The organism is Aeromonas sp. 9A (assembly GCF_963900955.1).
GTDB classification, from domain to species: Bacteria; Pseudomonadota; Gammaproteobacteria; order Enterobacterales; family Aeromonadaceae; genus Aeromonas; species Aeromonas salmonicida.
In genome coordinates this window covers 640,801-657,439 of the sequence record NZ_CAWRFG010000001.1, presented here as the reverse complement: position 1 = coordinate 657,439, position 16,639 = coordinate 640,801, and the positions used below count along the sequence as shown (strand labels likewise).

At 60.8% G+C, this 16,639-nt stretch carries 12 protein-coding genes, 2 tRNA genes, 1 rRNA gene, 1 pseudogene and 1 other annotated feature; of the genes and pseudogenes, 3 read left to right on the top strand and 13 right to left on the bottom strand.

The window, feature by feature from the left end:
• Positions 1-50 precede the first annotated feature (50 nt).
• The 6 genes from AACX78_RS03260 to AACX78_RS03235 form a co-directional block, all read right to left on the bottom strand.
• On the bottom strand, positions 51-785 hold the full coding sequence (locus AACX78_RS03260; protein WP_159165368.1) for an SDR family oxidoreductase: 735 nt from the start codon (positions 783-785) through the stop codon (positions 51-53).
• Positions 786-857: 72 nt separating this feature from the next.
• Complete coding sequence (locus AACX78_RS03255) at positions 858-1,397, bottom strand: GNAT family N-acetyltransferase (RefSeq protein WP_125608751.1); 540 nt, start codon at positions 1,395-1,397, stop codon at positions 858-860.
• 174 nt (positions 1,398-1,571) lie between these two features.
• Positions 1,572-3,725, bottom strand: coding sequence for an AsmA family protein (locus AACX78_RS03250; protein WP_159165367.1), 2,154 nt, complete (start codon positions 3,723-3,725; stop codon positions 1,572-1,574).
• A gap of 214 nt (positions 3,726-3,939) precedes the next feature.
• On the bottom strand, positions 3,940-6,087 hold the full coding sequence (locus AACX78_RS03245) for a prolyl oligopeptidase family serine peptidase (RefSeq protein ID WP_159165366.1): 2,148 nt from the start codon (positions 6,085-6,087) through the stop codon (positions 3,940-3,942).
• A 280-nt stretch (positions 6,088-6,367) separates the two neighbouring features.
• Positions 6,368-8,317: a MacB family efflux pump subunit gene (locus tag AACX78_RS03240; protein WP_159165365.1), complete on the bottom strand. Its 1,950-nt coding sequence runs from the start codon at positions 8,315-8,317 to the stop codon at positions 6,368-6,370.
• Positions 8,318-8,319: 2 nt separating this feature from the next.
• Positions 8,320-9,474, bottom strand: coding sequence for an efflux RND transporter periplasmic adaptor subunit (locus AACX78_RS03235; RefSeq protein WP_159165364.1), 1,155 nt, complete (start codon positions 9,472-9,474; stop codon positions 8,320-8,322).
• Between the two features lie 149 nt (positions 9,475-9,623).
• On the opposite strand from AACX78_RS03235, the gene AACX78_RS03230 reads away from it, so the two are divergent.
• Both AACX78_RS03230 and AACX78_RS03225 read left to right on the top strand, forming a co-directional pair.
• A complete protein-coding gene (locus AACX78_RS03230) occupies positions 9,624-10,304 on the top strand; it encodes a response regulator transcription factor (protein ID WP_159165363.1) in 681 nt (226 codons plus the stop codon).
• The gene (locus AACX78_RS03225) at positions 10,301-11,590 is read left to right on the top strand and encodes a HAMP domain-containing sensor histidine kinase (RefSeq protein WP_201302766.1); all 1,290 of its coding nucleotides are present in this window, start codon (positions 10,301-10,303) and stop codon (positions 11,588-11,590) included. Before AACX78_RS03230 ends, AACX78_RS03225 begins: the two co-directional genes overlap by 4 nt.
• On the opposite strand, the pseudogene AACX78_RS03220 reads toward AACX78_RS03225, so the two are convergent.
• The 7 genes and pseudogenes from AACX78_RS03220 to AACX78_RS03190 all read right to left on the bottom strand — a co-directional run.
• Positions 11,587-11,769: pseudogene (locus AACX78_RS03220) on the bottom strand (integrase core domain-containing protein); the annotation flags it as partial. The gene AACX78_RS03225 and the pseudogene AACX78_RS03220 overlap by 4 nt on opposite strands.
• 106 nt (positions 11,770-11,875) lie before the next feature.
• A 5S ribosomal RNA gene (rrf, locus tag AACX78_RS03215) occupies positions 11,876-11,990 on the bottom strand.
• 132 nt (positions 11,991-12,122) lie between these two features.
• Positions 12,123-12,221: a sequence feature (23S ribosomal RNA rRNA prediction is too short), on the bottom strand.
• Between the two features lie 146 nt (positions 12,222-12,367).
• Positions 12,368-12,443, bottom strand: a tRNA-Glu gene (locus tag AACX78_RS03210).
• 498 nt (positions 12,444-12,941) lie between these two features.
• Positions 12,942-13,017, bottom strand: a tRNA-Glu gene (locus tag AACX78_RS03205).
• 651 nt (positions 13,018-13,668) lie between these two features.
• Positions 13,669-14,715, bottom strand: coding sequence for an NAD(P)H-dependent flavin oxidoreductase (locus AACX78_RS03200; protein ID WP_159165362.1), 1,047 nt, complete (start codon positions 14,713-14,715; stop codon positions 13,669-13,671).
• A gap of 2 nt (positions 14,716-14,717) precedes the next feature.
• Positions 14,718-14,996, bottom strand: a complete 279-nt coding sequence (locus AACX78_RS03195) for a helix-hairpin-helix domain-containing protein (protein WP_159165361.1) — start codon at positions 14,994-14,996, stop codon at positions 14,718-14,720.
• 72 nt (positions 14,997-15,068) lie between these two features.
• Complete coding sequence (locus AACX78_RS03190; protein ID WP_201302765.1) at positions 15,069-15,719, bottom strand: ribonuclease T2 family protein; 651 nt, start codon at positions 15,717-15,719, stop codon at positions 15,069-15,071.
• A 236-nt stretch (positions 15,720-15,955) separates the two neighbouring features.
• Here AACX78_RS03190 and AACX78_RS03185 point away from each other — a divergent pair, with 236 nt between their 5' ends.
• A complete protein-coding gene (locus AACX78_RS03185; RefSeq protein WP_005320532.1) occupies positions 15,956-16,516 on the top strand; it encodes a gamma carbonic anhydrase family protein in 561 nt (186 codons plus the stop codon).
• Positions 16,517-16,639 lie beyond the last annotated feature (123 nt).

The window sequence follows — 16,639 nt, the reverse complement described above, 5'->3', positions numbered from 1 at the left end:
GGGCGGATTAATTCCGTCCCCCCTCCTTCAACCAAGTCTGCGCAAAATGCCTATCGCCCCCCGGCAAGATCGATAAAGGTGCCGGTGGCGTAGGAGGCTTCGTCAGACAGCAGCCAGGCAATGGCGGCGGCCACCTCGGCTGGCTGGCCGCCCCGCTGCAGCGGGATCTGGTTTTTCACCCTCTCCACCCGGTCGGGTTCACCGCCGTCGGCATGCATCTCTGTGTAGATAAAGCCAGGGCGTACCCCGTTGACCCGGATCCCCTGCGCCGCCACCTCCAGCGACAAGCCTTTGGTCAGCACGTCTATGGCCCCCTTGGAGGCGGCATAGTCCACGTATTCACCCGCCGAACCGAGGCGAGCGGCAGCCGAGGAGACATTGACGATGGCGCTGCCCGCCGTCATGCGGCGCACCGCCTCACGGCAGCAGAGAAAATAGCCGGTCACATTGGTGGCCAGTGTCTTGTTGATGCGCTCGGCGCTCATCTCCAGCACCTTCATCTGTGGCTGCAAGATACCGGCGTTGTTGACCAGATGGGTGACCACCCCGAGCCGCTCGTCCATCTCCTCGAACAGGCGCACCACCTCGGCCTCGACGCTGATATCCGCCTGCACCGCCATGCAGGATACCGGATGTTGCGCCCGGATCTGTGCCACCAGCGTCTCGGCAGCCTGCCAGTCATGGCGATAGTTGATGCAGATATGATAACCCTGCCCCGCCAGATAGCGGGCAGTGGCCGCCCCTATCCCACGGCTGCCACCCGTGATCAGCACATTCCTGTTCATTGAACCTCCTTGTTCTTCACCCTGATTGCCGGTCTCCGATACTGGCCGATAGCGGGCCAACCAGGATGCCGGTCAGGCGGTCACGCCATGGTCCATCACCCGCGCCACCAGCATCCGGTTGAACTGCTGGTACTCATAGAGGTTGATGGGATTTGGGTAGCTCAACACCCGCAGCTCGTGCCCCTGATAGTCAGGATGATAGGGCGGATGCACATGGTCATGGTCGTTGAGACAAAAGCCCAGCGACTGGTAGAAGCGCAGCCGCCGGATGGCAATCTCATCCTCTGGCGGATCAATCTCCAGGATAACGGAGCGCCCCGCCGTCTCGCAGAAGTCAGCCAGCAGGCGGGAGCCATGGTTCTGGCCGCGCAGGGCCGGATTGATGGCCAGATGCTCGATATAGATCTGCTCGCCGCAGGCCCACCAGAAGATGAAGCCGAGCAGCAAGTCGCCTTGATAAAAGAGCTGACAGTGAAAGTGAGGATCCGCCATCTTGACCTGCTGATGTTGCGGCTGGCGTTGCTCGTAGTGCGGAAAGCTGCTGCCATAGATCTGCCAGACCAGAGGCCAGTCTGGATGGGATATCTCTCTCACTACTTCACTTCGACTCATTCATCTACTCCTTGGCAAAACAACAGTGATATCACCTTTGGGACAAGGGTACATCCCCATTTTTAACCAGAAGCAGCCATGGCTCTCTTGCCGCCTGCCCTCCGACGCATGGACAAGCGGCAGCAAAGAGCCCGCACGGGGCGGGCTCTGAATGGCAATAACAGGAAGGAGTTGCTACTTGAACAGCCCCTTGAGCAGCTGATCGGCCACCCCTTTGACAGCGTCGTTGTCAGCCTTGTCACCCAACAGCTTCTTGAGACCGCGCTCGGCCTCCTTGCGGGCCTTCTCCTCCAGTACCTTGTTGTTGGTGAGCAGCTCTTTCACATCCAGCCGATAGGTAGGGGCCTGCCAGTGGCCGCCGATGCGTACCGGTATTGTGATGTCCTTCAGCTCATCCACCCCCTTGCCCCCCTGGCCCTTGCTGCTCTCCACTATGGAGGTGAGGAACAGAAAATCGAGGGTTTGGGGCACCAATGCCGTCTGACCCTGACCCCGCACTCGCAGTGCCGGGGCGAACAGCTGGATATCGTCGCTGCGCGCCACGCCGTTCGCCAATTGGAAGCTGGCGGTGAGGGCACTGAAGTCGGTCTTGCGTGCCTCCTTGACCTGATCTGTCCCCTTGCCGGTCAGAGTGGCTCGCGCCTCGCGGATCATCTCCGCCAGGTTGATGCCATGCAGGGCACCATCGCTCAACTTGAGGCTCACCTTGCCCTGCATCTTGTCGCGCAGCGCCTGCTCAGACAGTCCAGTGCCCTGCACCTGTACCTCGAGATCCCCCTTGCCTTCCAGCAGATCGCTCTGGGCCAGGGTTTGCAGCAGCGGGCGCACATTCACCCCTTGCACCCGTTTGTGTACCTGATAACGAGCTGGTTGCTGACGCGCATCTATTGCACCCTCGGCGGTCACCTGACCACCGGCCACACCGGCACTGAATTGCTTGAGGGTGAGCTGGCCACCGGCCAGGGCAAGTTGCAGATCGACGGCGCTCAAGTCCAGCCCCTTCAACCGCAGGCTATCAAGCTGCAAGCGCCCGGCAAGATCGAATGCCTTGAGCGCGCTCAGGTCCGGTTCTACCGTCGAGAGCCCCTTGGCAGCCTTGGCGGGCACTGCGCCTTTATCATCCGCTTTCGCCGCAGCGGGCTGCGCCGGAGCGGCTGCCTTGACCGTTGCCGGTTCGCCGAGCCAGCTGTCGAGATCCAGCTTGTCGCCCTTGAGATCAAATTCAATCTTGGGCACGGCACCGAGTCGCACCGTCCCTTCACCACGGAGCAGGGCATCGTCGGCGCTCATCACCAGCTTGCTCAGGGTGATCTTCTGCTGATCCAGCTCGGCGCGGGCAAACCCTGCCAGTTTGAGGTTCATCTGCGGGCGTGGCAGTGCTTTACCTTGCAGATTGGCCGCCAGCTTCGCATCCGAGACTTCGACCAGTTGCAAACCCTTGTCTACTCGCACCTTGAGAGTTCCCTCCAGCGAGCCGGCCAGAGTCGGTTGGTCACCTTCCAGCTGGGCGCCTTGCAGGTTCAGGGTGAGGCTGCTCCACTCTCCCAGTGCCAGCCGATCGGCCTTGACCGAGAAGCTATCCAGCCGCTGTTGCGGCTGGCTGAGGCTGCCGCTCAGACTCAGGTTTTTCAGCTCGCTGGCCAGCGCATCCTGTGCCAGCTTGACCTCTCCTTCCCCCTTGATATCGAAGGCAAGCTTGCCTTGCGCCCCCTTGGCGGCCAGGGTCACCGGCACCCACTGACCCGGCGTCAGCTGGCCGAGAGCGAGATCGAGCTGATCGAGCCGGGAGAGAGTGCCGTTGCGATCGTCCTGTACCAGAGCGCTGGCCTGCTCCAGCACCACCCCCTGCAAAGTGATCTGCCAGGTCTGGCCATTGCTCTCAGGGGGCTGGCTCTGGCCACCTGGCGCGGGCTCGCTGTCCTTTGCCGCCTCAGGCGTCTTGATGAGATCGTTCAGGTTTGAGCTGCCATCGGCCTTGGTCTGGATAAACAGATGGGCACCGGTCAGGGTCACCTCGCCAATGTCCAGTCGATGGGAGAGCAGGGGCAACACGGCGACCGAGGCATCCCCCCGCTCGAAGCGCACCAGATCCGGCTCGGCAAAACCGGCCGGGTTGCGAAGCGCCACCCGCTCGAGGGAGAGACCCAGACTCGGCCAGAAACGCCAGCCGATATCCCCCTCCATCACCAGCTCGCGGCCTGTGCTCTTGCGTACCTGCTCCACCAGTTGTGGCTTGAACTCATTGGGGTCAATCAGCTTGACCAGGGCTGTGATGACTACCAGGGCGGCCAATGCCAGCCCCAGCAAGATGTAAATGATCTTCTTCACGATGGACTCCTTGAATGCTGATCCTGTGGCTGACTATACCACCGGGGACGGGACAGATGGCCCCCTCCACCCAAAACGGGAGAATGGCGAGACAGGGATGGTCGCGACATGGGAGCACAAGGCGTGAGTCGCTCACCGGCCACAAGAAAAGGGCCCCGCAAGGCCCTTATGTCATGGTCTGGTCGGCAACGGCCAGTAGCCCATCTCGCATGGGTCAGGGTAGACGCGGCAACTGCCGGTAGCCCATCTCATACAAGGTGAAGGCGTAGATGTCCGCGCTCTGCTCGATCAGCTTGGCCACCGGCGTACCTGCTCCATGCCCGGCATTGGTCTCGATGCGAATGAGCTGGGGGTTGGGCCCAGTGTTCTCGGCCTGCAAGGTGGCGGCAAACTTGAAGGAGTGGGCTGGCACCACACGGTCGTCGTGATCCGCCGTGGTCACCATGGTAGAGGGGTAGCTGACACCGGCCCGCACATTGTGCAGCGGTGAGTAGCCCTTCAGGTAGCCGAACATGGCCTCGCTGTCGGCGCTGGTACCGTAGTCGTAGGCCCAGCCAGCCCCGGCGGTAAAGGTGTGATAGCGCAGCATGTCGAGCACCCCCACCGCAGGCAAGGCAACACGCATCAGATCCGGCCGCTGGGTCATGACGGCACCCACCAGCAGACCGCCGTTGGAACCACCCCGCACAGCCAGCCTGTCGCTGGAGGTATAGCCTTCGGCCTTCAGGTATTCGGCCGCCGCGATAAAGTCGTCGAACACGTTCTGCTTGTTCATCTGGGTGCCCGCCAGGTGCCAGGCCTGACCATACTCGCCGCCGCCCCGCAGGTTTGCCACCGCATAGACGCCTCCCAGATCCAGCCAGTTGGCGACCGCCACGCTGAAGCTCGGGGTCAGGCTCACGTCAAAACCGCCATAGCCATAGAGGATGGTGGGATGGCTGCCATCGAGTTTCAGCCCCTTGCGGTAGCTGATGATGAGCGGCACCCGGGTGCCGTCCTTGCTCTGGTAGAAGCGCTGCTCACAGACGTAATCCTCTGGCTTGAACGGCGCCGCCGAGGCGCGATAAAGGCTGATGGCCCCGCTTTTTGGCTCGAACCGGTAGAGAGTGGGGGGCTGGGCATAGTTCTCGAAACCGAAGTAGAGCGCGGGATCATCCTGCTTGCCGTTGAAACCGCTGACGCTGCCAAGACCGGGCAGCGCCACCTCACGAATCCGTGTGCCGTCATGGTCGAACTGCTCGACCCGGGCGGTGGCATCCACCATGTATTCGGCAAACAGATAGCCGCTGCCGCGGTGCACCGTCAGCACCTGCTGGCGCTCGGGGATAAGGTCACGCCAACGGGCGGGGCCGGGGTTGCCCGCATCCACCGTCACCAGCCGGCGGTTGGGAGCATCCCGATTGGTCAGCAAGTAAAGCGTGCTGCCCTTGTTGTCCACCAGGCTCACGTCCGCATCCAGATCCCCCTGCACCGTCAGCAGCGGCGCGTTCTCCTTGCTCAGGTCCTTCACATAGAGGCGGTTGCCGGAGGTGGAGTTCGCCGCCGAGATGAGCAGGTAGCGATCATCTTCGGTCACGGTTGCCCCCACGTAGCGGTGCTGCTGGTCCGGGATGGCACCGAACACCAGGCGGTCATCCTGCTGCGCCGTGCCGAGCCGGTGGAAGTAGAGCTTGTGCTGATCTGTCCTGGCCGACAGCTCGCTGCCATCGGGTTTGTCGTAGCTCGAGTAGAAGAAGCCCTCGTTGCCCAGCCAGCTGATGCCGCTGAACTTCACGTCCTTGAGGGGGGCCTCAAGGGGCTGTTTGCTCTCCACGTCCATCAGGTGGATCTCGCGCCAGTCGCTGCCGGCCAGGGACAAGGAATAGGCCAGCAGCTTGCCATCCCGGGAGAAACTCAGCTGATCCAGCGCCGTGGTGCCATCGGTGCTCAAGCGGTTGGGATCGAGGAACACCTCGGCGGGTTTGCCCGCCTGCTGGCGCCACAAGACATGCTGGTTTTGCAGGCCGTCGTTCTTGAAGAAGTAGTGGTAGCGCCCCTCGCGAAACGGCGCCCCCTCCTTGGCGTAGTTCCAGGAGGCGGCCAGTTTGTCCTTGATGGCATCGCGAAACGGAATACGTGCCAGATAATCCCGGGTGACACTGTTCTGGGCCTTGACCCAGGCCTCGGTCTCCGCGCTGCGGTCGTCTTCCAGCCAGCGATAGGGGTCGGCCACGGCGTGACCGAAGTAGTGAGCCACCTGATCGCTCTGGCGGCTGACGGGGTAGTGAAGGCGCTCTTTCCCTGACATGACATCCTCTCGGGTTGAGTGGCTGCTGCAAGCACACAACAGTGACAAAGCCAGCAGGCTGACAATGGATCGCATCGATGCAGCTCCCTGCGGTTCGGGTGAAACAGGCAGGTTAACAAAGAGCCGCGTCCATCGCATCCCCCTCAATACGGTAAAGGAGGGCGTAAAAAAACCGGGCACGGGGCCCGGTTGAAAAACCTGCGCAGAGCAGGGCGTGTCACGTCAATGACACAGTTCAGGCTTGCCAGACTGGCAGTCCATGCCGTCCGGCCAATCCGCATCCGGGGGTTGAAGAGGGATGATCTCCCGCCCCCGGATGCGAATGAGTTGGCGCACAAAGGCGCCGAAAGTCTGGCTACTCCCGCTCAAGTGCATGGATGGGATCCATCCTCGCCGCCCGGCGAGCCGGGAAAAAACCGAACAGCACGCCGATCAGGCTCGAGCAGAAGAAGGCAGCCAGCACGGCGCTTGCGGAGTAACGCATGGCAAACTGGCTGCTGAAGTGCTCGAACAAGACGCCGACCAGCAGGGAGAGCAGCACACCGGCGGCGCCCCCCAGCAGGCAGACCAGCACAGCCTCGATCAGAAACTGCTGCATGATGTCGCTGGCCCTGGCACCTACCGCCATCCGCACACCTATCTCGCGAGTACGCTCCGTCACCGACACCAGCATGATGTTCATCACCCCTATGCCGCCCACCACCAGGGAGATGAGCGCTATCATGGCAACCAGCTGCGTCATGGTGGCAGTGGTGCTGGTGATGGCCTGACGGATGCTGTCGGTGTTGAGCACGAAGAAATCCTGGCTGCCATGGCGCTGGCGCAGCAGCCGGGTGAGACCATCCTCGGCGGCGGCCAGGGATACTTCATCCTGCACCCGCACGCTGATGCTGCGCAGATAGCTCTGACCCAGCATCCGCTTCATGGCCGTGGTGTGAGGGATCCAGACATTGAGGTTCTCGTCGCTGCCAAAGCCGCTCTGATTGCGGGCCACCACACCGATCACCCGGCACGGCAGCTTGCCCAGCAGGATCACCTGCCCGAGTGGTGATTCCCCCGCATCGAACAGTCGATCCCGGCTGTTCGCGTCTATCACCACCTCCTGCGCCAGACTGGCCACGCTGCCGGCATCGAACAACATGCCCTGCAACACCCGATAGCCGCGCACCTGAAAGAACTGATCCCCCACCCCGTTTACCGTGCCGGAGACAGCCTGACTGCCCCGGCGCAGCGTGGTGCTGGTCGCCAGACTGGGGGTCACACTGTGAACATAATCGAGCCCGGCCAGGGCATCGGCATCCTCTGTCCGCAAGGTCTGTATCGCCTCGGCCCGCCTATCCCCGAAGCCGCTGCCGGGAAAGATCTCCAGTGTGCTGGTGCCCATGGCATTGATATTGGCCAGCACCTGTTGCTGGGAGCCACGCCCCAGCGCCACCACGGAAACCACGGAGGCGATACCTATGATGATGCCGAGCATGGTGAGGAAGGTGCGCATCCGCTGAGCCTGCATGGCCCGCAGCGCCATCCTGAAGGCAGAGGCAAACCTGTCCAGCCCGCCACCCCATGCAGAGCGGCCAGGCCGGGGTTTATCCTGAAAAGGTGGGGAGTCAGATGCCGGCACGCGGCGGCGATCGGCCACCACTTCCCCGTCCTTGAGCTCTATGATGCGCTCGGCCTGCTCGGCAATGCGCATGTCATGGGTCACTATCACCAGAGTGTGGCCCTGCTCATGCAAGGCATGCAGTATGCCGAGCACCTCTGTGCCACTGTGGCTGTCGAGCGCGCCGGTCGGTTCATCCGCCAGTATCACCTGACCACCGTTGATGAGGGCACGGGCTATGCTGACCCGCTGCTGCTGGCCACCGGAGAGCTGGCTCGGCTTGTAGTCGAGCCGCGCACCCAGCCCCAGCCTGCGCAGCAGCGTCTCTGCCCTGGCCTGTCGCTCACCGGCAGCCAGACCGGCATAAATGGCTGGCAACGCCACATTGTCGCGGGCACTGAGATCCCCCAGCAGGTGGTAGCGCTGGAAGATGAAACCGAAATGCTCGCGGCGCAGCGCCGCCAGTTGATCCGCGGCCAGCTTGCTCGTCTCCTGACCGGCAACCCGGTAGAGACCGTCGCTCGGCTGGTCGAGGCAGCCCAGAATATTGAGCAGGGTCGACTTGCCGGAGCCGGAGGCACCGACGATGGCCACCATCTCCCCCCTCTCTATGGTCAGGTCAATCCCCTTGAGCACCAGTACACGCTGATCCCCCTCGCCGAAGTGACGCTGGATCCCGCTCAGTTGCAGCAGTGGCTGGGTCATGATCACATCCCCATGGGCGGGCCCATGCGCCCGCTCTGCTGGTTCTGGGCCGTCAACTGGCTCACCACCACGGATTCCCCCGCCTCGAGGCCGCTCAGGATCTGGGCATCCACCTTGTTGTTGAGGCCCACTTTCACCTGACGCCACTGCAGCTTGCCCGCACCATCCACCACCTGCACCCTGTCACCGCTCAGGGCGATGGCCGGGATCACCAGCGCATTGCGCTCGGTCGCCAGCACCAGGTGTACCTGAGCCGTCATGCCGATGCGTAGGGCACCTTCCGGATTGCTCACCTCGAACAGGCCGTTGTAATAGACGGCTGTGGTGGTCGAACTGCTGGTGTCATCATTGATGGAGTCCGGCGCGGGCTCGATGGCGCGCAACCTGGCCTCGTAACGATGCTCGGGTGCCCCCAGTATGGTGAAGTAGATGGGCAGGCCCGTGCTCACCCTGATCACGTCCGCCTCCGAGATCTGGGCCTCCACCGTCATGGTGTCGAGCCGTGCCACCTTGACGATGGTCGGGGTACTCTGCACCGCATTGACCGTCTGTCCCTGTTCCACCGGAATGGCCACTATGGTGCCCGCCATGGGGGCGACGATGCGGGTATAGCCCAGATTGACTCTGGCGGTATCCACGGCGATGCGGGCCTGCACCGCCTGCGCAGTCAGTGCCCGGATATCGGCGCGAGTGGCGATCAGGGTCGCCTCTGCGCTGTCATAGTCGGCCTGGCTACCGAGCCCCCGAGCCAGCACCTTGCGCTGACGATCGAACACCAGCCCATTGTTGCGCAGGGTCGCCCGACGCGAGGCCAGCTGGGCCTGCACATTGTCGAGGGCGGCCTCGGCATCCTTGAGGGCGTTCTGCTGGGTGAGATCGTCGATCTCGACCAGCAGATCGCCCTGCTTAACCTGATCCCCGAGCGCAACGTGCAAGACCTTGATCTGGCCGGAGACCTGCGCCCCCACACTCACCAGCTTCTGGGCCTGCAGGGTACCGTCAGCCAGCACGCTCTGCTCCAGATCGCGCCGCTCGGCGGTGGCTGTGATATAGGAGGCCACCGGCGCCGCACCGGTCGCGCTGAAAAACCAGCCCACCGCAATCAGCAAGAGGGCTGGCAGCAGCAGACGGACAACGAACAGACGGGTATGGGTCATCGGGGATATCCTTGGATGAAACAAGCCAGCGCAATGTACCCCAATGCCCGGTTAAGCCTCCTGCAGGGCAGTGTAAGGATTGCGTAAAAGCAGCTGCCAGCCGCATGCAGACACGAGAAAATGGCGCCGACTCGAGAGGGAGAAGAGCAATGAAGATCCTGTTGGTGGACGATGACCTGGAGCTTGGCACCATGCTGAGTGAATACCTGGGCGGCGAAGGCTTTGTCACCACCCATGTGCTGACCGGCAAAAGCGGTGTGCAACACGCTCTTTCCGGCAACTATGTGGCCGTGGTGCTCGACATCATGCTGCCCGATATCAACGGCAGCGAGGTGCTGCGCCAGATCCGCCACGACAGCAAGATCCCCGTCATCATGCTCACCGCCAAGGGGGACAACATCGACCGGGTGATCGGACTGGAGATGGGGGCCGACGACTATGTGCCCAAGCCTTGTTACCCCAGAGAGCTGGTCGCCAGGCTGAGGGCCGTGCTGCGACGAGTCGAACCTGCACCGGCGCCAGCAGGCCAGGGTGACGGTTTGCGGCTGGCGGAACTGACCCTCTCCCCCGCCACTCGCCAGTGTCACTGGCAAGGCGAGCCACTGGAGCTGACCGCCACGGAATTCAATCTGCTGGAACTGCTGCTGCGGGCGCCGGAGCGGGTAGTCAGCAAGGATGAACTCTCCCTGCACGGGCTGGGCCGCCCGCGCGAGCCCTATGATCGCAGCGTCGACGTGCACATCTGCAATATCCGCCAGAAGCTGCAGGCGCTGGCGGGTGAGGCCATCGGCATAGAGACGGTGCGCAGCATAGGATACCGGCTGACATGATCCTCAAGGGCCACCTGTTCTGGAAGATACTGTTCGGCTTCTGGTTCACCATCATAATGATGAGCCAGCTGCTGTGGGTCGCTTTCAGTCTCTACAGCCATGAAGGGCCGCCAGAGGAGAGAATGACGCGGCAGCTGGCCGGGCGGCAACTGAACTCGGCGGCGACCCTGTTGCAAGAAAAGGGGCCCGCAGCCCTGAACAGCCTGACGACCAGCTGGCCCGCAGGGGAACGCCCGCTTCTGCATATCCAGCAGAGTGAAGCCGCCCAATCCCCTTTCCCCCATCTGCTTACCCGCACTGTCAAAGGAGCCGATGGCCAGCATTACTGGCTCGGTTACGACACGTCCGGCCTGCAGCAACAACTGGCACCGCCGCCGCGACGCAACGACTGGCTCAACATGCCGCCGCCCATGTGGTGGATAGGCGGCCTCGGCGGTCTCTTCTTCAGCGCCCTGCTCGCCTGGCATCTGACCCGACCCATGAACCAGTTTCGGCAGGGATTCGAGCGTCTCGCCCAGGGTGATCTGGGCGTGCGTCTCTATCCTCTGATGCGACGACGCCACGACGAGATCAGCGAGGCGGCCCGTGACTTCGATGCCATGGCCGAGCGGTTGCAACTGCTGGTCGAGAGCCGTGAACAGCTGCTGCACGACGTCTCCCACGAGCTGCGATCTCCCCTCGCACGTCTGCAACTGGCTATCGGTCTGGCCCAGCAGGATCCGGCCAGGATCGAGGGATCCCTGGTGCGGATCCAGCTCGAAACCCATCGCATGGACAAGATGATCGGCGAACTGCTCACCCTCACCCGCGCCAGCCACGGCGAACGGGACTGTGAGGAGTATTACGATCTGCAAGCCCTAGTTGAGGCAGTGGTGAGCGATGCCCGCTACGAGGCGCAGCACATGGGTGTCGAGATTAGGCAACTGGTGGATGAGGCGGTGGACCACACCATCTGTGGTCAGGCTGAGCTTATCCGCCGCGCGCTCGACAATGTGGTGCGCAATGCCCTACGCTTCTCTCACCCGGGTCACGCCATCACCCTGACCCTGTACAGGCAAGGGGGAGAGTTCTCCATCGAGGTGGCTGATCAGGGCATGGGGGTGGACGAGACCAGGCTCTCCAGCATGTTCGATCCCTTTGTGCGGATCGGGTCCCCTTCTGCAGGCAAGGGCTATGGGCTGGGGCTCGCCATCACTCGCAAGGCCATTCAGGCACAGGGCGGCCGGGTCGAGGCCAAAAACGGCGATAACGGCGGTTTGATAGTCACCCTCTCCCTGCCGGGCTAGCTGTGTAAACCCACTAGGTTGTTCACAGATTGAAGACGGCTGATGGGGGGCTGGTAGCCCAGACTTGCATGAGGACGATGCCAGTTGTACTCATGCAGCCACGGTTGCAGGTGTTCTGCCCGTTGCGCTGACGAGTCATAGCTCCGTGCATAAGCCCATTCACGCAGCGCTGTCTGAATGANTGCGGAGAGAGCCTAAGGGGCATAGCGCAGAGGACACCGCAGGAATGATAAATTTCAGGAAATAAAAAACCCCGCTCGGTGAGCGGGGTTTTTCGTGTTGGGTGCCTGGCAGTGTCCTACTCTCGCATGGCGAATGCCACACTACCATCGGCGCTACCGCGTTTCACTTCTGAGTTCGGCATGGGATCAGGTGGTTCCACGGCGCTATGGCCGCCAGGCAAATTCTTAATCCAGAAAGCTGACGTGAATAACGAGTTGCCTGTTGGCTTCGCTATCACTGAATTTGTAAGTAGCTCGTTCACTTGCTACAAGGCCCAGAACACTTCTTGGGTGTTGTATGGTTAAGCCTCACGGGTAATTAGTATGGGTTAGCTCAACACATCACTGCGCTTACACACCCCACCTATCAACGTTGTGGTCTCCAACGGCCCTTTAGGACCCTCNTTCCAAAGCACTTGTAACAAATGTTTGAGAACTACTTTTTAAATCAGCTTTCCAGATTGTTAAAGAGCATATTTGCAACGGCTCAAGGCCGAAGAAAACAGACATAAACATTACATGCTTATGTCTGCATTCTTGTTAGCAAGAAGAGAAGTGGCGTCCCCTAGGGGATTCGAACCCCTGTTACCGCCGTGAAAGGGCGGTGTCCTAGGCCTCTAGACGAAGGGGACGAAAATCATGTTTTGCGAAGTAAACTTCGCAATGATTTTCGTAAAGGCGATGTGCCGAGCCGGCGAGGCCGAGCGACATGTCGTCTTTAGCGCAGCTCGTTGTTATCGCTAACTCTGAATTGGGTAGCAACTTGCGCCGCTATTCACATAACTTCGCAATGATTTTCGTAAAGGCGATGTGCCGAGCCGGCGAGGCCGAGCGACATGTCGTCTTTAGCGCAGCTCGTTGTTATCGCTAACTCTGAATTGGGTAGCAACTTGCGCCGCTATTCACATCCCAACCCAACGAACGGGCTTCTCTCGTTTGGCTTTCACCAAACAAGCACTGACGCTTGCGCATCAGGTCTTTGCTCTAACTACTTTGAATCAAGGCAATCTGTGTGAACACTCAACAACGTCGACATCTTAAGGTAAGGAGGTGATCCAACCCCAGGTTCCCCTAGGGTTGACATAAACATTACATGCTTATGTCTGCATTCTTTGAGCTGCGAAGAGAAGTGGCGTCCCCTAGGGGATTCGAACCCCTGTTACCGCCGTGAAAGGGCGGTGTCCTAGGCCTCTAGACGAAGGGGACGAAAATCATGTTTTGCGAAGGTAACTTCGCAATGATTTTCGTAAAGGCGATGTGCCGAGCCGGCGAGGCCGAGCGACATGTCGTCTTTAGCGCAGCTCGTTGTTATCGCTAACTCTGAATTGGGTAGCAACTTGCGCCGCTATTCACATNAATTGCTGAAATAAACTGTTCGACTTCTTATTGCTAAGAAATCGTCTTGGTCACTTCACCAGACATTGAAAATCAAAAATTGTTTTTGATGTTCGATGCTGTGAGTGCCCACACAGATTGCTTGATTCAAATTGTTAAAGAGCGACGCAACAGTGTGTTGCTGCGGGAGTGGAATTCTACTCAACCGCCTTCTCGAGTCAAGCCTTATTTTCAAAGGCTTTTCGAGGTTACCGACGAGGTTGTTTGCGTTGCCGCTTGCCCTGTCGATGGAGGCGCATTATAGAGAGATTGATCGCGTTGGCAAGGGCCGCAATGCAATAAAACTGCAAAAATCGGCACTTTTTTAGTTATTCATAACCAACCACAGCTTTTGTACAAACTTATCCACAGAAAGACCGTAAAACGGCACTATTGGCATCATGAGTGCCCCACATTTAGCCGGTGGAAGTGCCACTCCTTGCATGCCGACCCTCCCGCTCATCTACCTATATAAAGAAGCGATCACGCCAGGCCCACTTCTTTCACCCATGCGTCGATCAACTCGGCGGCCGGGAGGTCACGGCAACCCGATACATTCTGCCCCGCCCACAATGGCGAGAGGCCACTATCACCCACCTTTTCAGCGGCCGCACGCAACGGAGCCAGCGCACTGCTGGCATGGGGGAAGTCAGGTGCCAGATCCGAGAGCGAGCCCAGCTCCCGCATCAGCCGGTTGACTATCCCTCGCGCCGGGCGGCCGCTGAACACCTTGGTCAGGGCAGTGTGCTGGCTCTGGGCAGAACGAATAGCGGCACGATGCAGAGCAGAGGTCGTCGCCTCATGACAGCAGAGGAAGGCAGTTCCCGTCTGGACGGCGCTGGCGCCCAACGCCAGGGCGGCCCTGATACCTTTGCCATCGACTATGCCACCGGCAGCGATGACCGGCAGTTCTACCGCCGCGACTATTTGTGGCAGCAAGGTAAAGGTACCTTGCTGCAAGGCGAGATCCTCATTGAGGAAATGGCCGCGATGGCCGCCTGCCTCCAGCCCCTGCGCTATGATGGCATCGGCGCCATGGCGGGCCAGCCACTTCGCTTCAGCTACCGTGGTCGCACTGGCAAACACTTTTGCTCCCGTGGCTTTCACCCGGGCCAGCAGGCCCGGTTCGGGCAGGCCGAAATGGAAGCTGACTACGGCGGGGTTGAACTCGGTCAGGATGGCGGCATGCTCGGCGTTGAACGGGGCGCGACCTGGCCCATTCGATACAGCATCGGTACTTACACCGAACTCGGCATAAAAAGGCGCCAGCGCCTGTTGCCAGCGTGCAACCTGCTGCGGATCGGGACCCCCTTGCTGATGACAGAAGAAGTTGATGTTGAATGGCCCCAGACCGCTGGCGGCAAGCCGAGCGAGCTCGCTTCGCAGGTCGCTCGGACTGAGCATGGCCGCCGGCAAGGAGCCCAGACAACCTGCGCCGGTGACGGCCAGCGCCAGAGCACTGTTTTGCACTCCCGCCATGGGGGCCTGAATGATGGGATAACGCATCCCGAGCTCTGCAAACAGGTCCATGGCTATGTACCCCGCGTACAGTCCGAAACAGCAGCGACCTGGCTGCGCGCCAGCGCTATGGCGCCATCGATGGCGCCGCGGGCCTGCGGGCTGTTCTGCCAGCAGGTCGACCCCAGCATGCTGGCCACCAGCTGGACTATATGGGCTCTATCCGCCCCGGCCAGCTCGCTCAGTGTGTGGTAACCCAGCTGTTCGAGCCGCCCTATGACGGTGGGACCCACCCCTTTAACCCCTAGCAGCAAGCTTCGTTCCTGTGCCGAGAACTGTTTCATGTCGGTCATTGCCCAGACTCCTTTCCTATGGCGGTATTTGAACATCAGGCCCGCAAGGGGCCCGATGAAGATAGAGAGTGATCAGCGCACGCTGCGCAGCAGGAAGTCCGGCTGACCGCAGGAGCGCAGTTCACGCTTTTGCATCTCGTCGGAACAGGTGACGGCATCCGTCCCCTCCTTGTTGATGCAGATGTAGACCTCCCGCAGGAAGCGACCGCCGTCGGCACAGGCAACCGTGATGTTGTCTGGCGCCAGCCAGTCGTTGGCACTGGCCAGATCCGCCTTGAGCTGGAAGCGGCTTTTGCGCAGAGGCTCGGCAGGGGACTGATACGCGGCCGGGATCTTCACCTTCTGACGCAGGTCGCTGGCCAGCTGATGATACTGGCGCTGGCTGAGGCCTGAGCAGGTACCGTGTTTCTCCCACTCATGGCGATAGAGAAAGCGGCTGGGGTAGAGCCCGGCAAACTGCTGCTCCATGTCAGGATCTAGCCGTTCGCGGGAACAGCTGCTCGGGTAGCCGCGCTGGTACTGGGGCCAGAGGCCGTGCAACACGAAGCCCAGCTGGCGGGAGCATTGATCCCGATCGGCCGGCTTGATGGCGCAATGCTCCGGCGACCAGGAGAGCGCCAGGGCATAATAGTCAAACTCGCCCGCTTGCCCCCTGGCCTGCACGGCAGAAGAGTACAAGGGGGAGAGCAGCAGGGTGCCGAGCAGCACAACAATCTTCTTCATCTTGGGTTCCAGCGTTATATCAAAAGAGTGCCAACGCAGCAGCGCAGCCCCGTCGGCAAACGTCATGCTCCCATATTTTGAGAAGGGGGAACACCCCGGCAAGATGACAGCGCGCCACTGGGGGTCAGACCAGTAAAGGGTTCCCCCTCCCGTTCCACAGGCGTAAGCTGACCCACCGGCAGGCCCTCGTGCCTCGCCCTTTCCCCATCCCGATTTCATCTTCAACAGGATGCAACATGATCCGCAAGAATCCATCCGGCCACCTGCCGGTCATCGACGAGTCCGCCTATATCGACAAGACAGCCATCATCTGTGGCAAGGTGATCATCAAGGAAAACGTGTTTGTCGGCCCCTATGTGGTGATCCGCGCCGACGAGGTGGATGCCAATGGCGACATGGAGCCCATTGTCATCGGCGCCAACTCCAACATTCAGGACGGGGTGGTGATCCACTCCAAGTCCGGCGCTGCCGTCACCATAGGCGAGTACACCTCCATCGCCCACCGCAGCATAGTGCACGGGCCCTGCGAAGTCGGTAACCGGGTCTTCATCGGCTTCAACAGCGTGCTATTCAACTGCCATATAGGTGAAGGTTCCGTAGTGCGCCACAACTCTGTGGTGGATGGCTGCGATCTGCCCCCCGGCTTCTATGTGCCCTCCACGACCCGCATCAACCAGCAGAGCGATCTGGCCGAGATCCCAAGAGTCACTGTGGATGCCACCGAGTTTTCCGAAGATGTGGCTCACACCAACATAGACCTGGTCAAAGGTTACAAGGCGCTCTCCAACGAGTTTTGAGGCCGACCCGGTTTCATGACACACAACGGGCGCCCAGGCGCCCGTTGTCACAACTGTAAAGGGGGTGAAAAGGGTGTGTAAAAGCGATTGAGCGCAGCATGGGTGTGGCGTTTGATGGGCCAT

What these genes read in the sequence shown, in the direction of transcription:
- AACX78_RS03260 (WP_159165368.1), bottom strand. Translation starts at nt 785, where the DNA reads ATGAACAGGAATGTGCTGATCACGGGTGGCAGCCGTGGGATAGGGGCG.
- AACX78_RS03190 (WP_201302765.1), bottom strand. Translation starts at nt 15,719, where the DNA reads ATGAAGAAGATTGTTGTGCTGCTCGGCACCCTGCTGCTCTCCCCCTTG.
- AACX78_RS03185 (WP_005320532.1), top strand. Translation starts at nt 15,956, where the DNA reads ATGATCCGCAAGAATCCATCCGGCCACCTGCCGGTCATCGACGAGTCC.
- AACX78_RS03240 (WP_159165365.1), bottom strand. Translation starts at nt 8,317, where the DNA reads ATGACCCAGCCACTGCTGCAACTGAGCGGGATCCAGCGTCACTTCGGC.
- AACX78_RS03245 (WP_159165366.1), bottom strand. Translation starts at nt 6,087, where the DNA reads ATGCGATCCATTGTCAGCCTGCTGGCTTTGTCACTGTTGTGTGCTTGC.
- AACX78_RS03230 (WP_159165363.1), top strand. Translation starts at nt 9,624, where the DNA reads ATGAAGATCCTGTTGGTGGACGATGACCTGGAGCTTGGCACCATGCTG.
- AACX78_RS03200 (WP_159165362.1), bottom strand. Translation starts at nt 14,715, where the DNA reads ATGGACCTGTTTGCAGAGCTCGGGATGCGTTATCCCATCATTCAGGCC.
- AACX78_RS03225 (WP_201302766.1), top strand. Translation starts at nt 10,301, where the DNA reads ATGATCCTCAAGGGCCACCTGTTCTGGAAGATACTGTTCGGCTTCTGG.
- AACX78_RS03255 (WP_125608751.1), bottom strand. Translation starts at nt 1,397, where the DNA reads ATGAGTCGAAGTGAAGTAGTGAGAGAGATATCCCATCCAGACTGGCCT.
- AACX78_RS03195 (WP_159165361.1), bottom strand. Translation starts at nt 14,996, where the DNA reads ATGACCGACATGAAACAGTTCTCGGCACAGGAACGAAGCTTGCTGCTA.
- AACX78_RS03235 (WP_159165364.1), bottom strand. Translation starts at nt 9,474, where the DNA reads ATGACCCATACCCGTCTGTTCGTTGTCCGTCTGCTGCTGCCAGCCCTC.